The organism is Enterobacter sp. PTB (assembly GCF_051130085.1).
Lineage (GTDB): Bacteria > Pseudomonadota > Gammaproteobacteria > Enterobacterales > Enterobacteriaceae > Enterobacter > Enterobacter ludwigii.
The window spans coordinates 147,888-164,111 of record NZ_JBDKEE010000011.1 but is presented as its reverse complement, the minus strand read 5'-3'; the positions used below and the strand labels follow the sequence as shown (position 1 = coordinate 164,111).

At 55.6% G+C, this 16,224-nt stretch carries 16 protein-coding genes; 5 read left to right on the top strand and 11 right to left on the bottom strand.

All coding sequences use genetic code 11. The annotated features are described in order from the left end of the window. The first annotated feature begins 19 nt into the window (after window positions 1-19). Entirely contained in the window at window positions 20-1,747 is a 1,728-nt protein-coding gene (ptsI, locus tag AAIR21_RS15440) for a phosphoenolpyruvate-protein phosphotransferase PtsI (RefSeq protein WP_014171087.1), read from the top strand. A gap of 40 nt (window positions 1,748-1,787) precedes the next feature. After that, complete coding sequence (gene crr, locus AAIR21_RS15435; protein WP_003861316.1) at window positions 1,788-2,297, top strand: PTS glucose transporter subunit IIA; 510 nt, start codon at window positions 1,788-1,790, stop codon at window positions 2,295-2,297. Between the two features lie 44 nt (window positions 2,298-2,341). Here the strand turns inward: crr and pdxK are convergent, their stop codons facing one another. From pdxK to AAIR21_RS15385, 10 genes are all read right to left on the bottom strand, one after another. Beyond that, entirely contained in the window at window positions 2,342-3,178 is an 837-nt protein-coding gene (gene pdxK, locus AAIR21_RS15430; protein WP_014171088.1) for a pyridoxine/pyridoxal/pyridoxamine kinase, read from the bottom strand. 5 nt (window positions 3,179-3,183) lie between these two features. After that, entirely contained in the window at window positions 3,184-4,095 is a 912-nt protein-coding gene (gene cysM / locus AAIR21_RS15425) for a cysteine synthase CysM (RefSeq protein ID WP_049023278.1), read from the bottom strand. A gap of 112 nt (window positions 4,096-4,207) precedes the next feature. After that, window positions 4,208-5,302, bottom strand: a complete 1,095-nt coding sequence (gene cysA, locus AAIR21_RS15420) for a sulfate/thiosulfate ABC transporter ATP-binding protein CysA (protein ID WP_014171090.1) — start codon at window positions 5,300-5,302, stop codon at window positions 4,208-4,210. Beyond that, complete coding sequence (gene cysW / locus AAIR21_RS15415) at window positions 5,292-6,167, bottom strand: sulfate/thiosulfate ABC transporter permease CysW (RefSeq protein ID WP_020883085.1); 876 nt, start codon at window positions 6,165-6,167, stop codon at window positions 5,292-5,294. Before cysW ends, cysA begins: the two co-directional genes overlap by 11 nt. Beyond that, window positions 6,167-7,000 (bottom strand): sulfate/thiosulfate ABC transporter permease CysT, encoded by an 834-nt coding sequence (cysT, locus tag AAIR21_RS15410; protein ID WP_020883084.1) that lies wholly within the window; start codon window positions 6,998-7,000, stop codon window positions 6,167-6,169. The genes cysW and cysT overlap by 1 nt, the downstream gene beginning before the upstream one ends. Then, on the bottom strand, window positions 7,000-8,013 hold the full coding sequence (locus AAIR21_RS15405) for a sulfate ABC transporter substrate-binding protein (protein WP_183516119.1): 1,014 nt from the start codon (window positions 8,011-8,013) through the stop codon (window positions 7,000-7,002). Before AAIR21_RS15405 ends, cysT begins: the two co-directional genes overlap by 1 nt. Window positions 8,014-8,188: 175 nt before the next feature. Continuing rightward, complete coding sequence (locus tag AAIR21_RS15400) at window positions 8,189-9,088, bottom strand: Dyp-type peroxidase (RefSeq protein ID WP_014171094.1); 900 nt, start codon at window positions 9,086-9,088, stop codon at window positions 8,189-8,191. Window positions 9,089-9,180: 92 nt separating this feature from the next. Beyond that, entirely contained in the window at window positions 9,181-9,756 is a 576-nt protein-coding gene (locus AAIR21_RS15395) for an RpoE-regulated lipoprotein (RefSeq protein ID WP_183516118.1), read from the bottom strand. Window positions 9,757-9,819: 63 nt separating this feature from the next. Further along, complete coding sequence (locus AAIR21_RS15390; protein ID WP_183516117.1) at window positions 9,820-10,269, bottom strand: DUF2919 domain-containing protein; 450 nt, start codon at window positions 10,267-10,269, stop codon at window positions 9,820-9,822. After that, window positions 10,256-10,681, bottom strand: a complete 426-nt coding sequence (locus AAIR21_RS15385; RefSeq protein ID WP_020883079.1) for a GNAT family acetyltransferase — start codon at window positions 10,679-10,681, stop codon at window positions 10,256-10,258. Before AAIR21_RS15385 ends, AAIR21_RS15390 begins: the two co-directional genes overlap by 14 nt. Before the next feature lie 212 nt (window positions 10,682-10,893). Between AAIR21_RS15385 and amiA the strand changes: the two genes are divergently transcribed. Both amiA and hemF read left to right on the top strand, forming a co-directional pair. Next, on the top strand, window positions 10,894-11,769 hold the full coding sequence (gene amiA, locus AAIR21_RS15380; protein WP_014171098.1) for an N-acetylmuramoyl-L-alanine amidase AmiA: 876 nt from the start codon (window positions 10,894-10,896) through the stop codon (window positions 11,767-11,769). Continuing rightward, window positions 11,769-12,668 carry an oxygen-dependent coproporphyrinogen oxidase gene (hemF, locus tag AAIR21_RS15375; protein ID WP_025203494.1) on the top strand — a complete coding sequence of 300 codons (900 nt, stop codon included), beginning with the start codon at window positions 11,769-11,771 and terminating at the stop codon, window positions 12,666-12,668. The genes amiA and hemF overlap by 1 nt, the downstream gene beginning before the upstream one ends. 18 nt (window positions 12,669-12,686) lie before the next feature. Here hemF and maeB read toward each other — a convergent pair whose 3' ends face one another. Further along, window positions 12,687-14,966: an NADP-dependent oxaloacetate-decarboxylating malate dehydrogenase gene (gene maeB, locus AAIR21_RS15370; protein ID WP_014171100.1), complete on the bottom strand. Its 2,280-nt coding sequence runs from the start codon at window positions 14,964-14,966 to the stop codon at window positions 12,687-12,689. Between the two features lie 290 nt (window positions 14,967-15,256). Here maeB and tal point away from each other — a divergent pair, with 290 nt between their 5' ends. Beyond that, window positions 15,257-16,207, top strand: coding sequence for a transaldolase (tal, locus tag AAIR21_RS15365; protein ID WP_014171101.1), 951 nt, complete (start codon window positions 15,257-15,259; stop codon window positions 16,205-16,207). Window positions 16,208-16,224: the final 17 nt, after the last annotated feature.

Below are 16,224 nucleotides of genomic sequence, written 5' to 3'. Positions count from 1 at the left end.
TCACAAGTAAGGTAGGGTTATGATTTCAGGCATTTTAGCATCCCCGGGTATCGCTTTCGGCAAAGCACTGCTGCTGAAAGAAGACGAGATCGTCATCGACCGGAAAAAAATTTCTGCCGACAAGGTTGATCAGGAAGTTGAACGTTTTCTGAGCGGTCGTGCCAAGGCATCTGCGCAACTGGAAGCAATCAAGACTAAAGCTGGCGAAACTTTCGGTGAAGAAAAAGAAGCCATCTTCGAAGGGCACATCATGCTGCTCGAAGATGAGGAGCTGGAGCAGGAAATCATAGCCCTGATTAAAGATAAAAGCATGACGGCAGACGCTGCTGCGCATGAAGTTATCGAAGGTCAGGCAACTGCCCTGGAAGAACTGGATGATGAATACCTGAAAGAGCGTGCGGCTGACGTACGTGACATCGGTAAGCGCCTGCTGCGCAACATCCTGGGTCTGGCCATTATCGACCTGAGCGCTATTCAGGATGAAGTCATCCTGGTTGCCGCCGATCTGACCCCGTCTGAAACCGCACAGTTGAACCTGAAAAAGGTCCTCGGTTTCATCACTGACGCGGGCGGGCGTACCTCCCACACCTCTATCATGGCGCGTTCTCTGGAACTGCCTGCCATTGTGGGTACCGGTAGCGTCACCTCTCAGGTCAAAAACGACGATTATCTGATTCTGGATGCCGTAAACAACGTGGTTTACGTCAACCCAACTAACGAAGAGATCGAAAAACTGCGCGCGGTTCAGGAGCAGGTTGCGACTGAAAAAGCGGAACTCGCTAAGCTGAAAGACCTGCCTGCCATCACTCTGGACGGTCATCAGGTTGAAGTGTGCGCAAACATCGGTACCGTACGTGACGTCGATGGCGCTGAGCGCAACGGCGCGGAAGGTGTGGGTCTCTATCGTACTGAATTCCTGTTCATGGACCGTGACGCGCTGCCAACTGAAGAAGAACAGTTTGCTGCGTACAAAGCTGTGGCTGAAGCGTGTGGCTCTCAGGCGGTTATCGTCCGTACCATGGATATCGGTGGCGACAAAGAGCTGCCGTACATGAACTTCCCGAAAGAAGAGAACCCGTTCCTGGGCTGGCGTGCGATTCGTATCGCGATGGATCGTAAAGAGATCCTGCGCGATCAGGTTCGCGCTATCCTGCGTGCGTCTGCTTTCGGTAAACTGCGCATCATGTTCCCGATGATCATCTCTGTTGAAGAAGTGCGTGCACTGAAGAAAGAGATCGAAATCTACAAACAGGAACTGCGCGACGAAGGTAAAGCATTTGACGAGTCAATTGAGATCGGCGTGATGGTGGAAACACCTGCGGCGGCGACCATTGCGCGTCATTTAGCCAAAGAAGTTGATTTCTTTAGTATCGGTACCAATGATTTAACGCAGTACACCCTGGCAGTTGACCGTGGTAATGATATGATTTCACATCTCTACCAGCCAATGTCACCGTCCGTACTGAACTTGATCAAGCAAGTTATTGATGCTTCTCATGCAGAAGGTAAATGGACTGGCATGTGTGGTGAGCTTGCAGGCGACGAACGTGCTACACTTCTGTTGCTGGGTATGGGTCTGGACGAATTCTCTATGAGCGCCATTTCCATCCCGCGCATTAAGAAGATTATCCGTAACACGAACTTCGAAGATGCGAAGGTGTTAGCAGAGCAGGCTCTTGCTCAACCGACAACGGACGAGTTAATGACGCTGGTTAACAAGTTCATTGAAGAAAAAACAATCTGCTAATCCACGAGATGCGGCCCAAATTACTGCTTAGGAGAAGATCATGGGTTTGTTCGATAAACTGAAATCTCTGGTTTCTGATGATAAGAAAGACTCCGGAACTATTGAGATTGTTGCTCCGCTCTCCGGCGAGATCGTCAACATCGAAGACGTGCCGGATGTAGTGTTTGCTGAGAAAATCGTTGGTGATGGCATTGCTATCAAACCAACTGGCAACAAAATGGTTGCTCCAGTTGACGGCACCATCGGTAAAATTTTTGAAACCAACCATGCGTTCTCTATCGAATCTGATAGCGGTATCGAACTGTTCGTTCACTTCGGTATCGACACCGTTGAACTGAAAGGCGAAGGCTTCAAACGTATCGCGGAAGAAGGCCAGCGTGTTAAAGTTGGCGACCCGGTCATTGAATTCGATCTGCCACTGCTGGAAGAAAAAGCCAAGTCTACCCTGACGCCGGTTGTTATCTCCAACATGGACGAAATCAAAGAACTGATCAAACTGTCTGGCAGCGTCACCGTGGGTGAAACCCCGGTTATCCGCATCAAGAAGTAATTCTTGCCGCACAGAAAAATGGCGCCTTCGGGCGCCATTTTTGTTTATGCGGGCAGGATAAGCTCGTCGTAGCCTTTCGACTGCGTATAAATCATCACGTCTGTGACGCGGTCTCCTGCCATGCGAATCGCATCGGCAACGGTTTTGCCCTCAACGATCCCGCTCACCAGCTCTGAACAGAAGAGGTCGCCCGTGCCTTTCAGGTCCGTTTCAACACGCGGATGCGCACTGACGGTCACACCGTCTCGGGTAACCAGCACCACGTGAATATTCTCCGGATCGTCCGCCACCGGCGCACTGGTGATGGCCACCCATTTCAGCGTGTCGGAAAGTAACCCCTGCGCTGCCGCTATAGCACTTTCAGGCGTACGACACGGTTTGCCGCTTAGCACTTCCAGCTCAAAGACGTTAGGCGTGATCCCCTGCGCCAGTGGCAGCAGGTACTCCCGATACGCTTCAGGGATATCAGGTTTCACATACATCCCACTGTCAATATCGCCAATAACGGGGTCAACCAACACCAGCAGGTCAGGATGCTGCGCTTTGATCGCGGTGAGCCACTGCGCCAGGCATTTTATCTGGCTGGCGCTGCCCATGTAGCCCGTGGTAACGGCTTTAAGCTCGCGCAGGATCTCGCGCTCTTCCAGCGCCTTAAGATACCCGCTGAACCATTCATCGGGGATCACGCCGCCGTAAAAGGTATCGTAGTGCGGCGTGTTGCTGAACAGCACGGTCGGCACGGCGGTGACGGTCAGCCGGTGGGTACGAATATTCGGCACCGCAATGCTGTTCCCCACGCTGCCGTAAACCACCTGCGACTGTACCGCGACAATATCGGTTTGCTGCGCCCGGGTGTTATCCCGGAATAAAATCATCTCCATGACGCTTAAATCCCCGCCCCCTGCGTATAACTCTCTTCACCAAAGACGCCGGTAGAAAGATAGCGATCGCCGCGGTCGCAGATAATCGCCACCACGACAGCCCCGGGATGTGCCTGCGCAACACGCAATGCTCCCGCTACCGCGCCACCCGAGCTGACCCCGCAGAAGATACCTTCACGCACGGCCAGTTCACGCATCGTATTCTCCGCCTCGCGTTGATGAATATCCAGCACCTGATCCACCAACTGGGCGTTAAAAATGCCCGGCATGTATTCCGCCGGCCAGCGGCGAATACCCGGTATGCTGCTCCCCTCTTCCGGCTGCAGACCCACAATCGTTACCGCCTTTTCCTGCTCGCGCAGAAAACGGGATACGCCGGTAATGGTCCCTGTCGTGCCCATGCTGGAGACGAAGTGAGTGATGCGCCCGTTGGTCTGCTGCCAGATTTCCGGACCGGTAGTGGTGTAGTGAGCGTACGGGTTATCCGGGTTATTAAACTGATCGAGCAGTTTGCCTTCACCGCGTTCGGCCATGGCTAGCGCCAGGTCGCGCGCCCCTTCCATCCCCTCTTCTTTAGAGACCAGAATCAGTTCGGCACCATAGGCGCGCATCGCCGCACGGCGCTCCTGGCTCATGTTATCGGGCATCAGCAACGTCATGCGATAGCCTTTCAGCGCGGCAATCATTGCCAGCGCAATACCGGTGTTACCGCTGGTGGCTTCAATCAGCACGTCGCCGGGCTGAATTTCACCGCGTTTTTCGGCCTGCACAATCATGGACAACGCAGCCCGGTCCTTCACCGAACCGGCAGGGTTATTGCCTTCGAGTTTGACCCAGATTTCGCTGCCGTTGTCCGGCCCCATGCGCTGAAGTTTGACCAGAGGGGTGTTGCCGATGGTGTGTTCTAATGTGTTCAAGATCGCTGTCCAATAAAAAGCCCGGTGGCGCGCAGCGCTCCGGGCATACGGAGATCATATTCCAGACCGGCTAAGCGCAGCGCCTCCGGTCAAACTACGTGTCATTAACCTATCAGGCTGACTCCGCCAGAGCAATATCCTCGCGCGTCTCTATGCGCTCATTGCCATGATAAATACGGGCATGCTGCAGCCCAACAAACAGGCGTTCGCCCCGGTACGGCGGCTCGTCATCACGCATCACCACCGTCAGCGGCTCGGTATACCAGCCCAGCGGTTGTACCACCAATTGGGTGTAGTGCCCTTTAGGGCTAGCTTCCAGCACCTGCACCGGCAGCGGTGAATCCAGACTCGTCCGGCGGCTCACGTCCACTTCCCAGGGACGCAGGAACAGATCGACCGGCCCCTGATGTGCGGAGGTGTATCCCAGCGGCCAGCGGTGTGCGCCCACGTGGAATTGCCCACCGCGGATGGTGCCCTGCAGCCGGTTAACTTCGCCCATAAACTCGAGGACAAATCGGGTCGCCGGTTCACGCCAGAGCTGCTCTGGCTCATCAACCTGCTCGATGTTCCCCTGGCTCATCACCACCACGCGGTCCGCGACTTCCATCGCCTCTTCCTGATCGTGGGTGACGAAGACGCTGGTAAACTTCAGCTCTTCATGCAGCTGACGCAGCCAGCGGCGTAACTCTTTACGCACCTGCGCATCCAGCGCGCCAAACGGCTCATCCAGCAGCAGAATTTGCGGCTCAACGGCCAGGGCCCGCGCCAGCGCGACGCGCTGCTTCTGGCCGCCGGAAAGCTGCGCCGGGAAGCGGTCAGCCAGATGCGCAAGCTGTACCATCTCCAGCAGTTTGGTCACTTTCGCTTTGATGGTGGCCGCATCCGGACGCTCGCGGCGAGGCAGCACGGTCAGACCGAAAGCGATGTTATCGAACACGGTCATATGGCGGAACAGCGCGTAATGCTGGAACACAAAGCCCACTTTACGGTCGCGGGCGTGCAAACGGCTTACGTCGGTACCGTGAAAACGAATATGTCCGCTGGTCTGATGCTCAAGCCCGGCGATAATGCGCAGCAGCGTGGTTTTACCCGAGCCAGACGGCCCGAGCAGTGCCACCATTTGTCCGGAAGGGATATCCAGCGAGATATCATTCAGCACCTGGGTGCGACCAAAAGACTTCTTAATATTGGCAATCTCAATGCTCATGATTTCCCTCCTGGTGCTGACGTTTTTCCTGGTTCTCTAAACGCCACTGCACCACACTCTTCAAAAACAGGGTCAAAATCGCCATCAGCGTCAGTAACGCTGCGGCAGTAAAGGAACCGACGGTGTTGTAGTCCTGTTCCAGTAATTCAATCTGTAACGGTAACGACAGCGTTTCGCCGCGGATGGAGCCCGAGACGACCGAAACTGCACCGAACTCGCCAATGGCGCGGGCATTGGTCAGCACGACGCCGTAGAGCAGCGCCCAGCGAATATTCGGCAGCGTCACGCGGCGGAACATCTGCCAGCCGGATGCGCCCAGCAGAATTGCCGCTTCATCTTCGTTGCTGCCCTGGCTTAACATCACCGGGACCAGTTCGCGCACCACAAACGGACAGGTTACAAACACCGTGACCAGCACCATGCCCGGCCAGGCAAACATGACCTGTAGGTTATGCTCATCCAGCCAGCCGCCCAGCGGGCCGTTAGAGCCGTAGAAGAGCAGATATACCAGACCGGCCACTACCGGCGACACGGCAAACGGGATATCCAGCAGGGTCAGCAGCAGCTGACGTCCCGGGAAGTTAAAACGCGTTACCAGCCAGGCCAGCAGCGTACCGAACACCAGGTTGACCGGTACCGTGATAAGCGCAATCAGTACGGTTAGCCAGATGGCGTGCAGCATATCCGGGTTCGCCAGGTTTTCCAGCGCGGGCATCAACCCCTTGCTGAACGCCTGAACAAAAATATAAATCGTCGGCACGACGAGAATGAAGGCGGACACCAGCACGCCCGTACCAATCAGAAACCATTTTCCCCAGTTGATACGGGGAGCATCGTATCGCTTCAATTGAGTAACTTCCGCCATCAGTGACCTACCACGCGTCGACCAAAGCGACTTTGCAGAGTGTTAATTGAGTAGAGCAGCAGCAGCGATGCGGCAAGAATGACCGAGGCAATTGCGCTCGCCGCCGGGTAATCAAACTCCTGTAAGCGGATAAAAATCATCAGCGAGGTGACTTCGGTTTTCCACGCAATGTTCCCGGCAATGAAAATAACCGCGCCGAACTCACCGAGGCTACGGGTAAACGACAGCGCGATACCGGCCAGCAGCGCCGGAGAAAGCTCAGGCAGGACGACCTTGCGGAAGCTCTGCCAGCGCGTGGCACCCAGCGTTTCCGCTGCTTCTTCGTATTCAGGGCCTAACTCTTCGAGTACTGGCTGCACGGTGCGTACAACAAAAGGAATGCTGGTAAACGCCATCGCGACCGCGATACCGAGCCAGGTATAGGTCACTTTGATATCAAGCTTCGCCAGCCACTCACCGTAAAACCCGTTCACGGAAAAGAGCGAGGCAAGGGTTAACCCCGCCACCGCCGTCGGCAGCGCAAACGGCAGGTCCATTAACGCGTCGAGCAGCGTACGGCCCGGGAAACGGTAGCGGGTTAAGATCCACGCCATCAGCAGGCCAAAGGCCCCGTTAAAAATGGACGCCACAAACGCCGACAGCAGCGTCACCTTATAGGCTGCGACGACCTGCGGGTTGGTTATCACTTCCCAGTACTGCGCCCAGCTCATTTGCGCAAGCTGCATCACCAGCGCGCTGAGCGGCAACAATAAGATCAGGCAGACGAACAGCAAGCTGGTCCCGAGGCTTAAGGTAAAGCCCGGCAGCACACGTCTGGTAGAGACTGCAAACATTACTTACGCCCCGCCGCCAGCAATTTGTCTAACTCACCGCCGCTGGCAAAATGCGTTTTCATGACATCAGGCCAGGAGCCGAAATGGTCTTCCAAGCGGAACAGCTCGGTCTGCGGGAATTTATCCTTCAGTTTGTTCATCACATCCGGGTTATTCACGCGGTAGTAGTAATCGGTAATGATCGTCTGCGCCTGTGGGCTGTACAGGTAGTTGAGGTAAGCTTTTGCCGCTTTCTCTGTGCCGTTGGACTGCACGTTTTTATCTACCCACGCTACCGGGAACTCGGCGAGGATATTGGTTTTCGGGATAACGACCTCGAAACCCTGCGCCTCGTACTGTTTGCGGATATTATTCACTTCCGACTCAAAGCTGATCAGCACATCGCCCAGGCCGCGCTCTGCAAAGGTCGTGGTCGCGCCGCGACCGCCGGTATCAAACACCTCGACGTTTTTCAGGAACTGGGTCATGAACTGCTCGGTTTTCGCTTTATCGTTACCGTCAGCTTTGTCCGCCGCGCCCCACGCTGCCAGATAGGTATAGCGCGCGTTACCGGAGGTTTTTGGATTCGGGAAAATCAGCTTCACGTCGGAACGCACCAGGTCATTCCAGTCGTGGATATTTTTCGGGTTGCCCTTACGCACCAGGAAACCCATGGTGGAGTAGAACGGTGAGCTGTTGTTCGGCAAACGACTCTGCCAGTCAGCGGCGATCAGCTTGCCTTTGTCGTGCAGGATCTGCACGTCAGTGACCTGGTTATAGGTCACCACATCCGCTTTCAGCCCCTGGAGAATGGCCAGCGCCTGCTTGGACGACCCTGCGTGTGACTGTTTTATGGTCAGCTTGTCGCCGTTGTTGTCTTTCGCCCACTGCTGTTCAAACGGTGGGTTAAGGGCGGCAAACAGCTCGCGGGAAACATCATACGAACTGTTCAGCAGCTCAGTAGCCTGCGCCTGTGCCACCAGCAGCAAACCTGCCAGTGCCAGCGATCCTTTTTTCAGTACAGTAACGGCCATTGCGCACCCTTATAAATGTGATGACTATCTTATAGTCATAATATTTATAACGAGGACGAAAGGAGTAACGGTTTTATATACCGTTTGGTGATTTACAAGCAGAAAAGAGAATAAGGGTGCAGCCCGTCATGGTCCGCACCCCAGCCCTCTCCGTGCGGGAGAGGGTGGACAGCACTTACAGCGCCAGCAGACGCTCGACGGACGGGGCGAAGTAGTAGCCGCCGGTCACCGGTTTGGTGAAGCGCAGCATGGCGTCACGCTTGCCGTCGGTATCGCCAAACATGCTCAGCAGTTGCTGTTCGATGTTATGCAGGCGCGCGCAGTACGCACAGAAGTAAAGACCGTGGGTACCGCTTGCTGTGCCGTATGGCAGGCTCTGGCGAACAATCTTCAGACCTTTCCCGTCTTCCTTGAGGTCAACGCGGCTCAGGTGAGAGGTGACAGGACGGGCATCGCCGTCGATCTCTTCGTTGGCCTCTTTCGTACGGCCAATCATCATCTCCTGGTCATGCACGCTCATGCGGTTCAGCTGCTTGAGGTTGTGCTCCCAGCGCTGGACGAACACATAGCTGCCGCCCGCGTCGACACCGTCTTTGATCACCGCCACTTCACGACGCGTCTCTTCACCCGCCGGGTTTTCAGTTCCGTCAACGAAGCCGCTCAGGTCGCGTTCTTCCACCCAACGGAAACCGTGGATCTCTTCCTGAACGTCAATGCTGTCACCAAAAGCCGCAACCGCCGCCTGGGCAACGGAGAAGTTCACATCATGACGCAGCGAGAGAATGTGGATCAGCACGTCGAACTGCGTTGCGGGTGCCAGGCCTTTACCGTAAGGGATAAAATCCTTCAGCTCTTCGGCGCCTTCGCCACCGCTCAGTTGACGCCAGACGTTATGACCAAAGGCAACGACCGCGCCCAGATGGGCGTCCGGGAATTTGGCCTGGAAGGTGGCCAGCTTATCAACGAACGCTTTACTGGCCGCACGCAGGGCATCCACATCCCCTTTAACATTGGCTTCAATCCAAATCGCCGCGCGGCAATGTTCTGGCAAAATGCCACTCTGAACCTGAGACATCGCTCCTCCTGAAATAAAGATGCCACGTCAGCGTGGCATTGATGGCGGCTATTATACCCGTATTTCAGCGAGACGGTTTGTTCAGGCGCAAATTACTGCTTCCAGATAATTTTGCTCACTTTCCAGCTTTTCAGCGTGTCGTCAGACGGCATTAAACCTTCCGGACCACTCCAGGTACCGGTGAAGAAATAGCTGATGTGCTGGCTGCCCTGCGCTTTACATTCCACCGCCACGCCGTCGTCAGACGGGGCACTGGTGCAGTTGCCGAAGGCCTGTTTATAGAGTTCGCTAAACGGGGTTCCCACTTTCACACCGCTTTCGGTTGGGATGTCGTCGTCCATCACAGCAATGCGGTTTACCGTGCCTTTATCACCGTTAATCACCAGCGCCAGCGTGTCACCCTTCAGCGCTTCGAAATAACGCACGATATTGCCGTTTTCTGTTTTCATGCCGCTGCGCAGGCGATAACCGCCACCCAGTGCATCCTGAAGGGCGTCCTGATCCAGCGCCGTCGCGGCGGTAATTTTACCCACGCCCTGCTCGGTCACTTCCGTTGAAGAGCCAAACCAGTTCCACGGATAGGCCGCAGACCAGTTAATTGATGAGAGCGTTGAACAGCCGGTTAACGCCAGCGGGAGAGCGCATAAAAGTAAACGCACCGATTTCATTGAAACGTCCTTACGTGTTAAATCAACGCTTGTTGGAGTGCGGTATCGGCAAAAAGTGCCAGGTTAATCTTCCTGATGCGTAAAACAGGCGCGAAGGCGGGGATTCGTCAGCAGCCACTGCAGCGCCACGATATCCGCCACGAGCAGCGCAATACCGATCCCCGTAAGCGGTTCACCGCTCCACCAGAGCACCGGTTGCCAGACGAGCAGCGCAAGCTGAGCGAGGATCAGCAGCCAGCGAAGCGCACCCCACCGGCGCGGGATCGTATGCCGTCGCCCGCTGCATAAAAACGCCATCACTGCCGGCACGCCCGGCAGCAAGCCGAGCCAGAAGGCATCGTGATCGGGATAAAAGAGCGTCAGAAGGGTATCGCCCTGCCCGCGCGACGCGGCGGCCATCACAAACAGCACCCAGGTACGGGCCTGCAGCAGCAAAACGCACCAGAACAAAAAGGGCAGCCTGACACGCCCTTGCGCATCATAATCTGCCGGATGGATCTCAGTACTCTTCATCTTCTATCAGGCGCTTACCTAAGCTCAGTACGTCCGCGTGTTCATAACCCAGGCGTTCATACATGCCCAGCACCACGTCGTTATCTTCCCGCACCATGATCTGAATCTTCGGGCAGCCGCGGGCAATCAGTTTCTTTTCCAGTCGATTGAGCAGCGCATTGGCGATGCCGCGCGCACGAAATTCCGGGTGCACGCCCAGATAATAGGCCGAGCCGCGATGGCCATCGTACCCGCCCATCACTGTTCCCACCACCTCGCCGTTGACTTCTGCCACCAGAAACAGACTGACGTCGTGATTCAGCTTACGTTCAATATCCATTTCCGGATCGTTCCACGGACGCAGCAGATCGCAGCGCTCCCAAAGGGTGATCACCTCTTCGAAATCTTCCTGGCGAAAAACGCGTATCTCCATGGTATTAACCGCCTTTTCGGGTTTAAAAACAGTGATTATGGCGTGAACATCGCGTTTAGCCAATAACCGGGGAAAAACTCGCCAAAATTTGGCATAATGTCACTTTGTCACGTATTGAAATGAAAAGTAAAACAATTCTCAATAAGGACTGTCGTAACGCTAATCACGATACGATATAACACCAGGACCCCAATTTTTACAATTCAGGCCGCATGAGCACATTCAAACCATTAAAAGCACTCACATCGCGTCGTCAGGTTCTCAAAGCGGGGCTGGCGGCCTTAACGTTAACGGGCATCGCACAGCAGGCTCAGGCTAAAGAAGAGAGCACGCTCAAAACCAGTAACGGACACAGTAAACCGAAATCGAAAAAGCCGGGCGCGAAGCGTCTGGTCATGCTGGACCCCGGTCACGGCGGAATTGATACCGGCGCTATTGGTAAAAACGGTGCGAAAGAAAAGCATGTCGTGTTAGCGATTGCAAAAAATGTGCGCGCAATTTTACGCAGCAATGGCATTGACGCCCGCCTGACGCGTTCTGGCGACACGTTTATTCCGCTGTACGACCGCGTAGAGATCGCCCACCAGCACGGTGCCGATCTGTTTATGTCGATTCACGCGGACGGTTTTACCAACCCGTCGGCGGCGGGGGCTTCGGTGTTCGCCCTCTCCAACCGTGGGGCGAGTAGCGCCATGGCGAAATATCTCTCCGATCGTGAAAACCGGGCGGATGAGGTTGCGGGGAAAAAAGCCACCGACAAAGATCATCTGTTACAGCAGGTGCTGTTTGACCTCGTTCAGACGGACACCATTAAAAACAGCCTGACGCTCGGCTCGCATATTCTGAAGAAGATTAAACCGGTGCATCGCCTGCACAGCAGGAGCACCGAACAGGCGGCGTTCGTGGTGCTTAAGTCGCCGTCAATTCCGTCCGTGCTGGTGGAGACGTCGTTCATCACCAACCCGGAGGAAGAACGCCTGCTCGGCACCACCGCGTTTCGCCAGAAGATCGCCAACGCCATCGCCTCAGGCATAATCAGTTACTTCAACTGGTTCGATAACCAGAAAGCGCACTCCAGGAAACGTTGATGAAACCCAATGCACAGCTGGTAAAAACATTCCTGCTGCAGCTGCAGGATGAGATTTGCCAGAAACTGGCCGCCGCAGATGGCGGTGAATTTCAGGAAGATAGCTGGCAGCGCGAAGCCGGTGGCGGCGGACGCAGCCGCGTGCTGCGTAACGGCGGCATCTTTGAGCAGGCTGGCGTCAATTTTTCCCACGTCCACGGAGACGCGATGCCCGCTTCCGCCACGGCTCATCGACCAGAACTGGCAGGCCGCAGCTTCGAAGCAATGGGCGTATCGCTGGTGGTTCATCCACACAATCCGTATGTGCCGACCAGCCATGCCAACGTGCGCTTTTTCATTGCTGAAAAACCCGGGGCCGATCCGGTCTGGTGGTTTGGCGGCGGTTTTGACTTAACGCCCTACTACGGGTTTGAAGAAGATGCCGTGCACTGGCACACCACCGCACGCGATCTCTGTCAGCCGTTTGGGGACGACATCTACCCGAAATTTAAAAAATGGTGCGATGACTATTTTTATCTGAAGCACCGCGATGAGCAGCGCGGCATTGGCGGGCTGTTCTTTGACGATCTCAACACGCCAGATTTTGATACCGCGTTCAGCTTTATGCGGGCGGTAGGTGAAGGGTATACCGGGGCCTATCTGCCGATCGTGGCGCGACGTAAAGATACCGACTACGGCGTGCGTGAGCGCGAGTTCCAGCTTTACCGCCGTGGGCGCTACGTAGAGTTCAACCTGGTATGGGATCGCGGTACGCTGTTTGGCCTGCAGACCGGCGGGCGCACGGAGTCCATTTTGATGTCGATGCCGCCGCTGGTTCGCTGGGAGTACAGCTACGAGCCAAAAGAAGGCAGCCCGGAGGCTGCCCTGAAAGATTTTATTACGATTCGGGACTGGGTGTAATGCCGGCAGGCGCAGCGCTTACAGCGGCTGCGTCTGCGCTTCAACCACCGCCAGTGCCACCATATTCACGATACGACGCACCGAAGCAATCGGCGTCAACACGTGCACTGGCTTCGCCACGCCCATCAGCACCGGTCCTACGGTGACCCCTTCAGAGCTGGAGACACGCAGCAGGTTGTAACTGATGCGGGCCGCTTCCACGTTCGGCATAATCAGCACGTTTGCAGAACCTTTCAGCGGGCTGTCCGGCATGCGTTCGTTACGAATGCTCTCCACCAGCGCAGCATCACCGTGCATCTCGCCGTCAATCATCAGTTCCGGCGCACGCTGGCGAACCAGCTCCAGCGTCTGGCGCATTTTGCACGCCGCCGCTGATTTCGACGAACCGAAGTTGGAGTGCGACAGCAGCGCCACCTTCGGTTCAATACCAAAGCGACGCACGGTTTCTGCCGCCATCACGGTGATCTCCGCCAGCTCTTCCGGGCTCGGATCGTCGTTAACGTAGGTGTCGGCAATAAAGGTGTTGCCGCTTGGCAGCAGCAGCGCGTTCATCGCCCCGGCGGTGTGGACCCCTTCGCGATAGCCGAAGATCTCCTGCACCACGCTGAAGTGCTCGTGGTAATCACCGATCGTGCCGCAGATCAACGCATCCGCTTCACCGCGATGGACCATGATCGCCCCGATCACCGTGGTGTTGCTGATCACGGCCTTTTGCGCCTGCTCCTGGGTGATCCCGCGACGTTTCATGATCGCGTAGTATTCGTTCCAGTACTCTTTAAAGCGCGGATCGGATTCGTTATTAACGATCTCAAAATCCACACCCGCTTTGATCTGCAGCCCCAGCTTCTGAATACGCATCTCGATAACGCTCGGACGACCGATCAGGATTGGCTTCGCCAGACCTAAGGTGATCAGCTCCTGCGTGGCATGCAGAACGCGCGCCTCTTCCCCTTCCGCCAGCACCACGCGTTTCGCGTCGGCACGCGCCTGGGAGAAAATGGGCTTCATAAACAGGTTGGTTTTGTAGACAAACTCGGTGAGCTTATCGACGTAAGCATCGAAATCTTTGATGGGGCGCGTCGCCACGCCGGAGTCCATTGCCGCCTTAGCAACCGCCGGGGCGATTTTGACAATCAGACGCGGGTCGAATGGTTTTGGAATGATGTAGTCCGGGCCAAAGCTCAGATCCTGGTCACCATACGCCGAGGCGACCACTTCGCTCTGCTCGGCATGCGCCAGTTCCGCAATGGCATGAACGGCCGCGAGCTTCATCTCTTCGTTGATCGCCGTCGCGCCCACGTCCAGCGCCCCGCGGAAGATGAACGGGAAGCAGAGAACGTTGTTCACCTGGTTCGGGTAATCGGAACGACCGGTACAGATAATGGCATCTTCACGCACGGCTTTTGCCAGCGGCGGCAGAATTTCCGGCTCCGGGTTTGCCAGCGCCAGAATCATTGGCGCACGCGCCATTTTCTTCACCATCTCCTGGGTCAGCACTTTCGGGCCTGAACAGCCAAGGAAGATATCCGCGCCGTCAATCACGTCCTCCAGCGTGCGTTTACCGTCGTCTTCTACCGCGTAGGCCGCTTTGGTTTCCGCCATGTTCGGCTCACGGTCCTTGTAGATAACGCCTTTGGAGTCGCAGACCACAATGTTGTGCTTCTGCATGCCCAGCGCCACCAGCAGGTTCATACAGGCGATTGCCGCCGCGCCTGCGCCGGAGACCACCATACGGACGTCAGAGAGATTTTTCTCAACCACACGCAGACCGTTCAGAATGGCCGCGGTGCTGATAATCGCGGTACCGTGCTGGTCATCATGGAACACGGGAATGTTCATACGCTCGCGCAGTTTCTGCTCGATATAGAAACATTCCGGCGCTTTGATGTCTTCGAGGTTGATCCCACCGAAGGTCGGTTCCAGCGCGGCAACCACATTGATGAATTTATCAGGATCGAGCTCATCCACTTCGATATCGAACACGTCAATACCGGCAAATTTCTTGAACAGAACGCCCTTGCCTTCCATCACGGGCTTACCGGCCAGCGCACCAATATTGCCTAATCCCAGCACCGCCGTCCCGTTAGAGATCACGGCGACCAGGTTGCCACGCGCGGTGTATTTATAGGCTGCCAGCGGATCTTTTTCGATTTCGAGGCACGGCGCCGCGACGCCGGGCGAATAGGCCAGTGCCAGATCGCGCTGAGTCGCCAGCGGTTTTGTCGGGGAGACCTGAATTTTACCTGGGACAGGGAACTCGTGGAAATCGAGAGCACTCTGTTTTAACTGATCATCCATCTTATTTTTCCTTTCACGTATCGGTCAAAAGGGTGACGTTTGCGATCCTGAAGCACACCCTGGTGTGCCGCCTAGTATCGCCGCAGGCAGCCACATAAACTTTGAAGGCTGCCAAACTCTCACCATTGCAGAATAAAAATTGTTATCAATTTATAACAACCATGTTACCCGTCTCAGAAAGCAATGCCTCCCCCGTCTGCTATGCTTTTTTGTTAAGTCCATCATGATTTTCGCAGAAGTGTGAACTAACGCACTCGAGTAACTCTTTTATTTCCAAGGAGTAATTATTTATGAACCAACTAGACGGCATCAAACAATTCACTACCGTGGTCGCCGACAGCGGTGATATCGAGTCGATTCGCCACTATCAGCCCGAAGATGCGACCACTAACCCTTCGCTGCTGCTCAAAGCGGCCGGTCTTGCTCATTTTAGTCATCTGATTGATGACGCTATCGACTACGGTAAACAGCGCGGTAAAACACAGGAGCAGCAGGTCGCCGAAGCGAGCGACAAGCTGGCCGTTAATTTCGGTGCGGAAATTCTGAAAAGCATCCCGGGACGCGTCTCTACCGAAGTGGACGCCCGCCTCTCCTTCGACCAGGAGAAGAGCATCACGAAAGCCCGCCGCCTGGTTGAGCTCTACCAGGAGCAGGGCATCGATAAATCGCGCATTCTGATTAAGCTGGCCTCAACCTGGGAAGGGATCCGCGCGGCGGAAGTTCTGGAAAAAGAGGGGATCCATTGCAACCTGACGTTGCTGTTCTCCTTTGCGCAGGCGCGCGCCTGTGCCGAAGCCGGCGTCTTCCTGGTGTCTCCGTTCGTCGGGCGAATCTATGACTGGTATCAGGCTAAACAGCCGATGGATCCGTACGTGGTGGATGAGGACCCGGGCGTGAAATCGGTGCGTAATATCTACGACTATTACAAACAGCACCGCTACGAAACCATCGTGATGGGCGCCAGCTTCCGCCGTACCGAGCAGATCCTCGCCCTGGCAGGCTGTGACCGCCTGACCATCTCCCCTAACCTGCTTAAAGAGCTGCAGGACAAAGAGGAGACGGTTATCCGCAAACTGGTGCCCACATCAACCGTTCTCCCCAAACCTAAAGCCATGACCGAAGCGGAATTCCGCTGGGAGCACAATCAGGACGCAATGGCCGTCGAAAAACTGGCGGAAGGCATCCGCCTGTTCGCCGTCGACCAGCGCAAACTTGAAGATCTTCTTGCCGCCAAACTTTAACCTTGCCACGGAGTGAA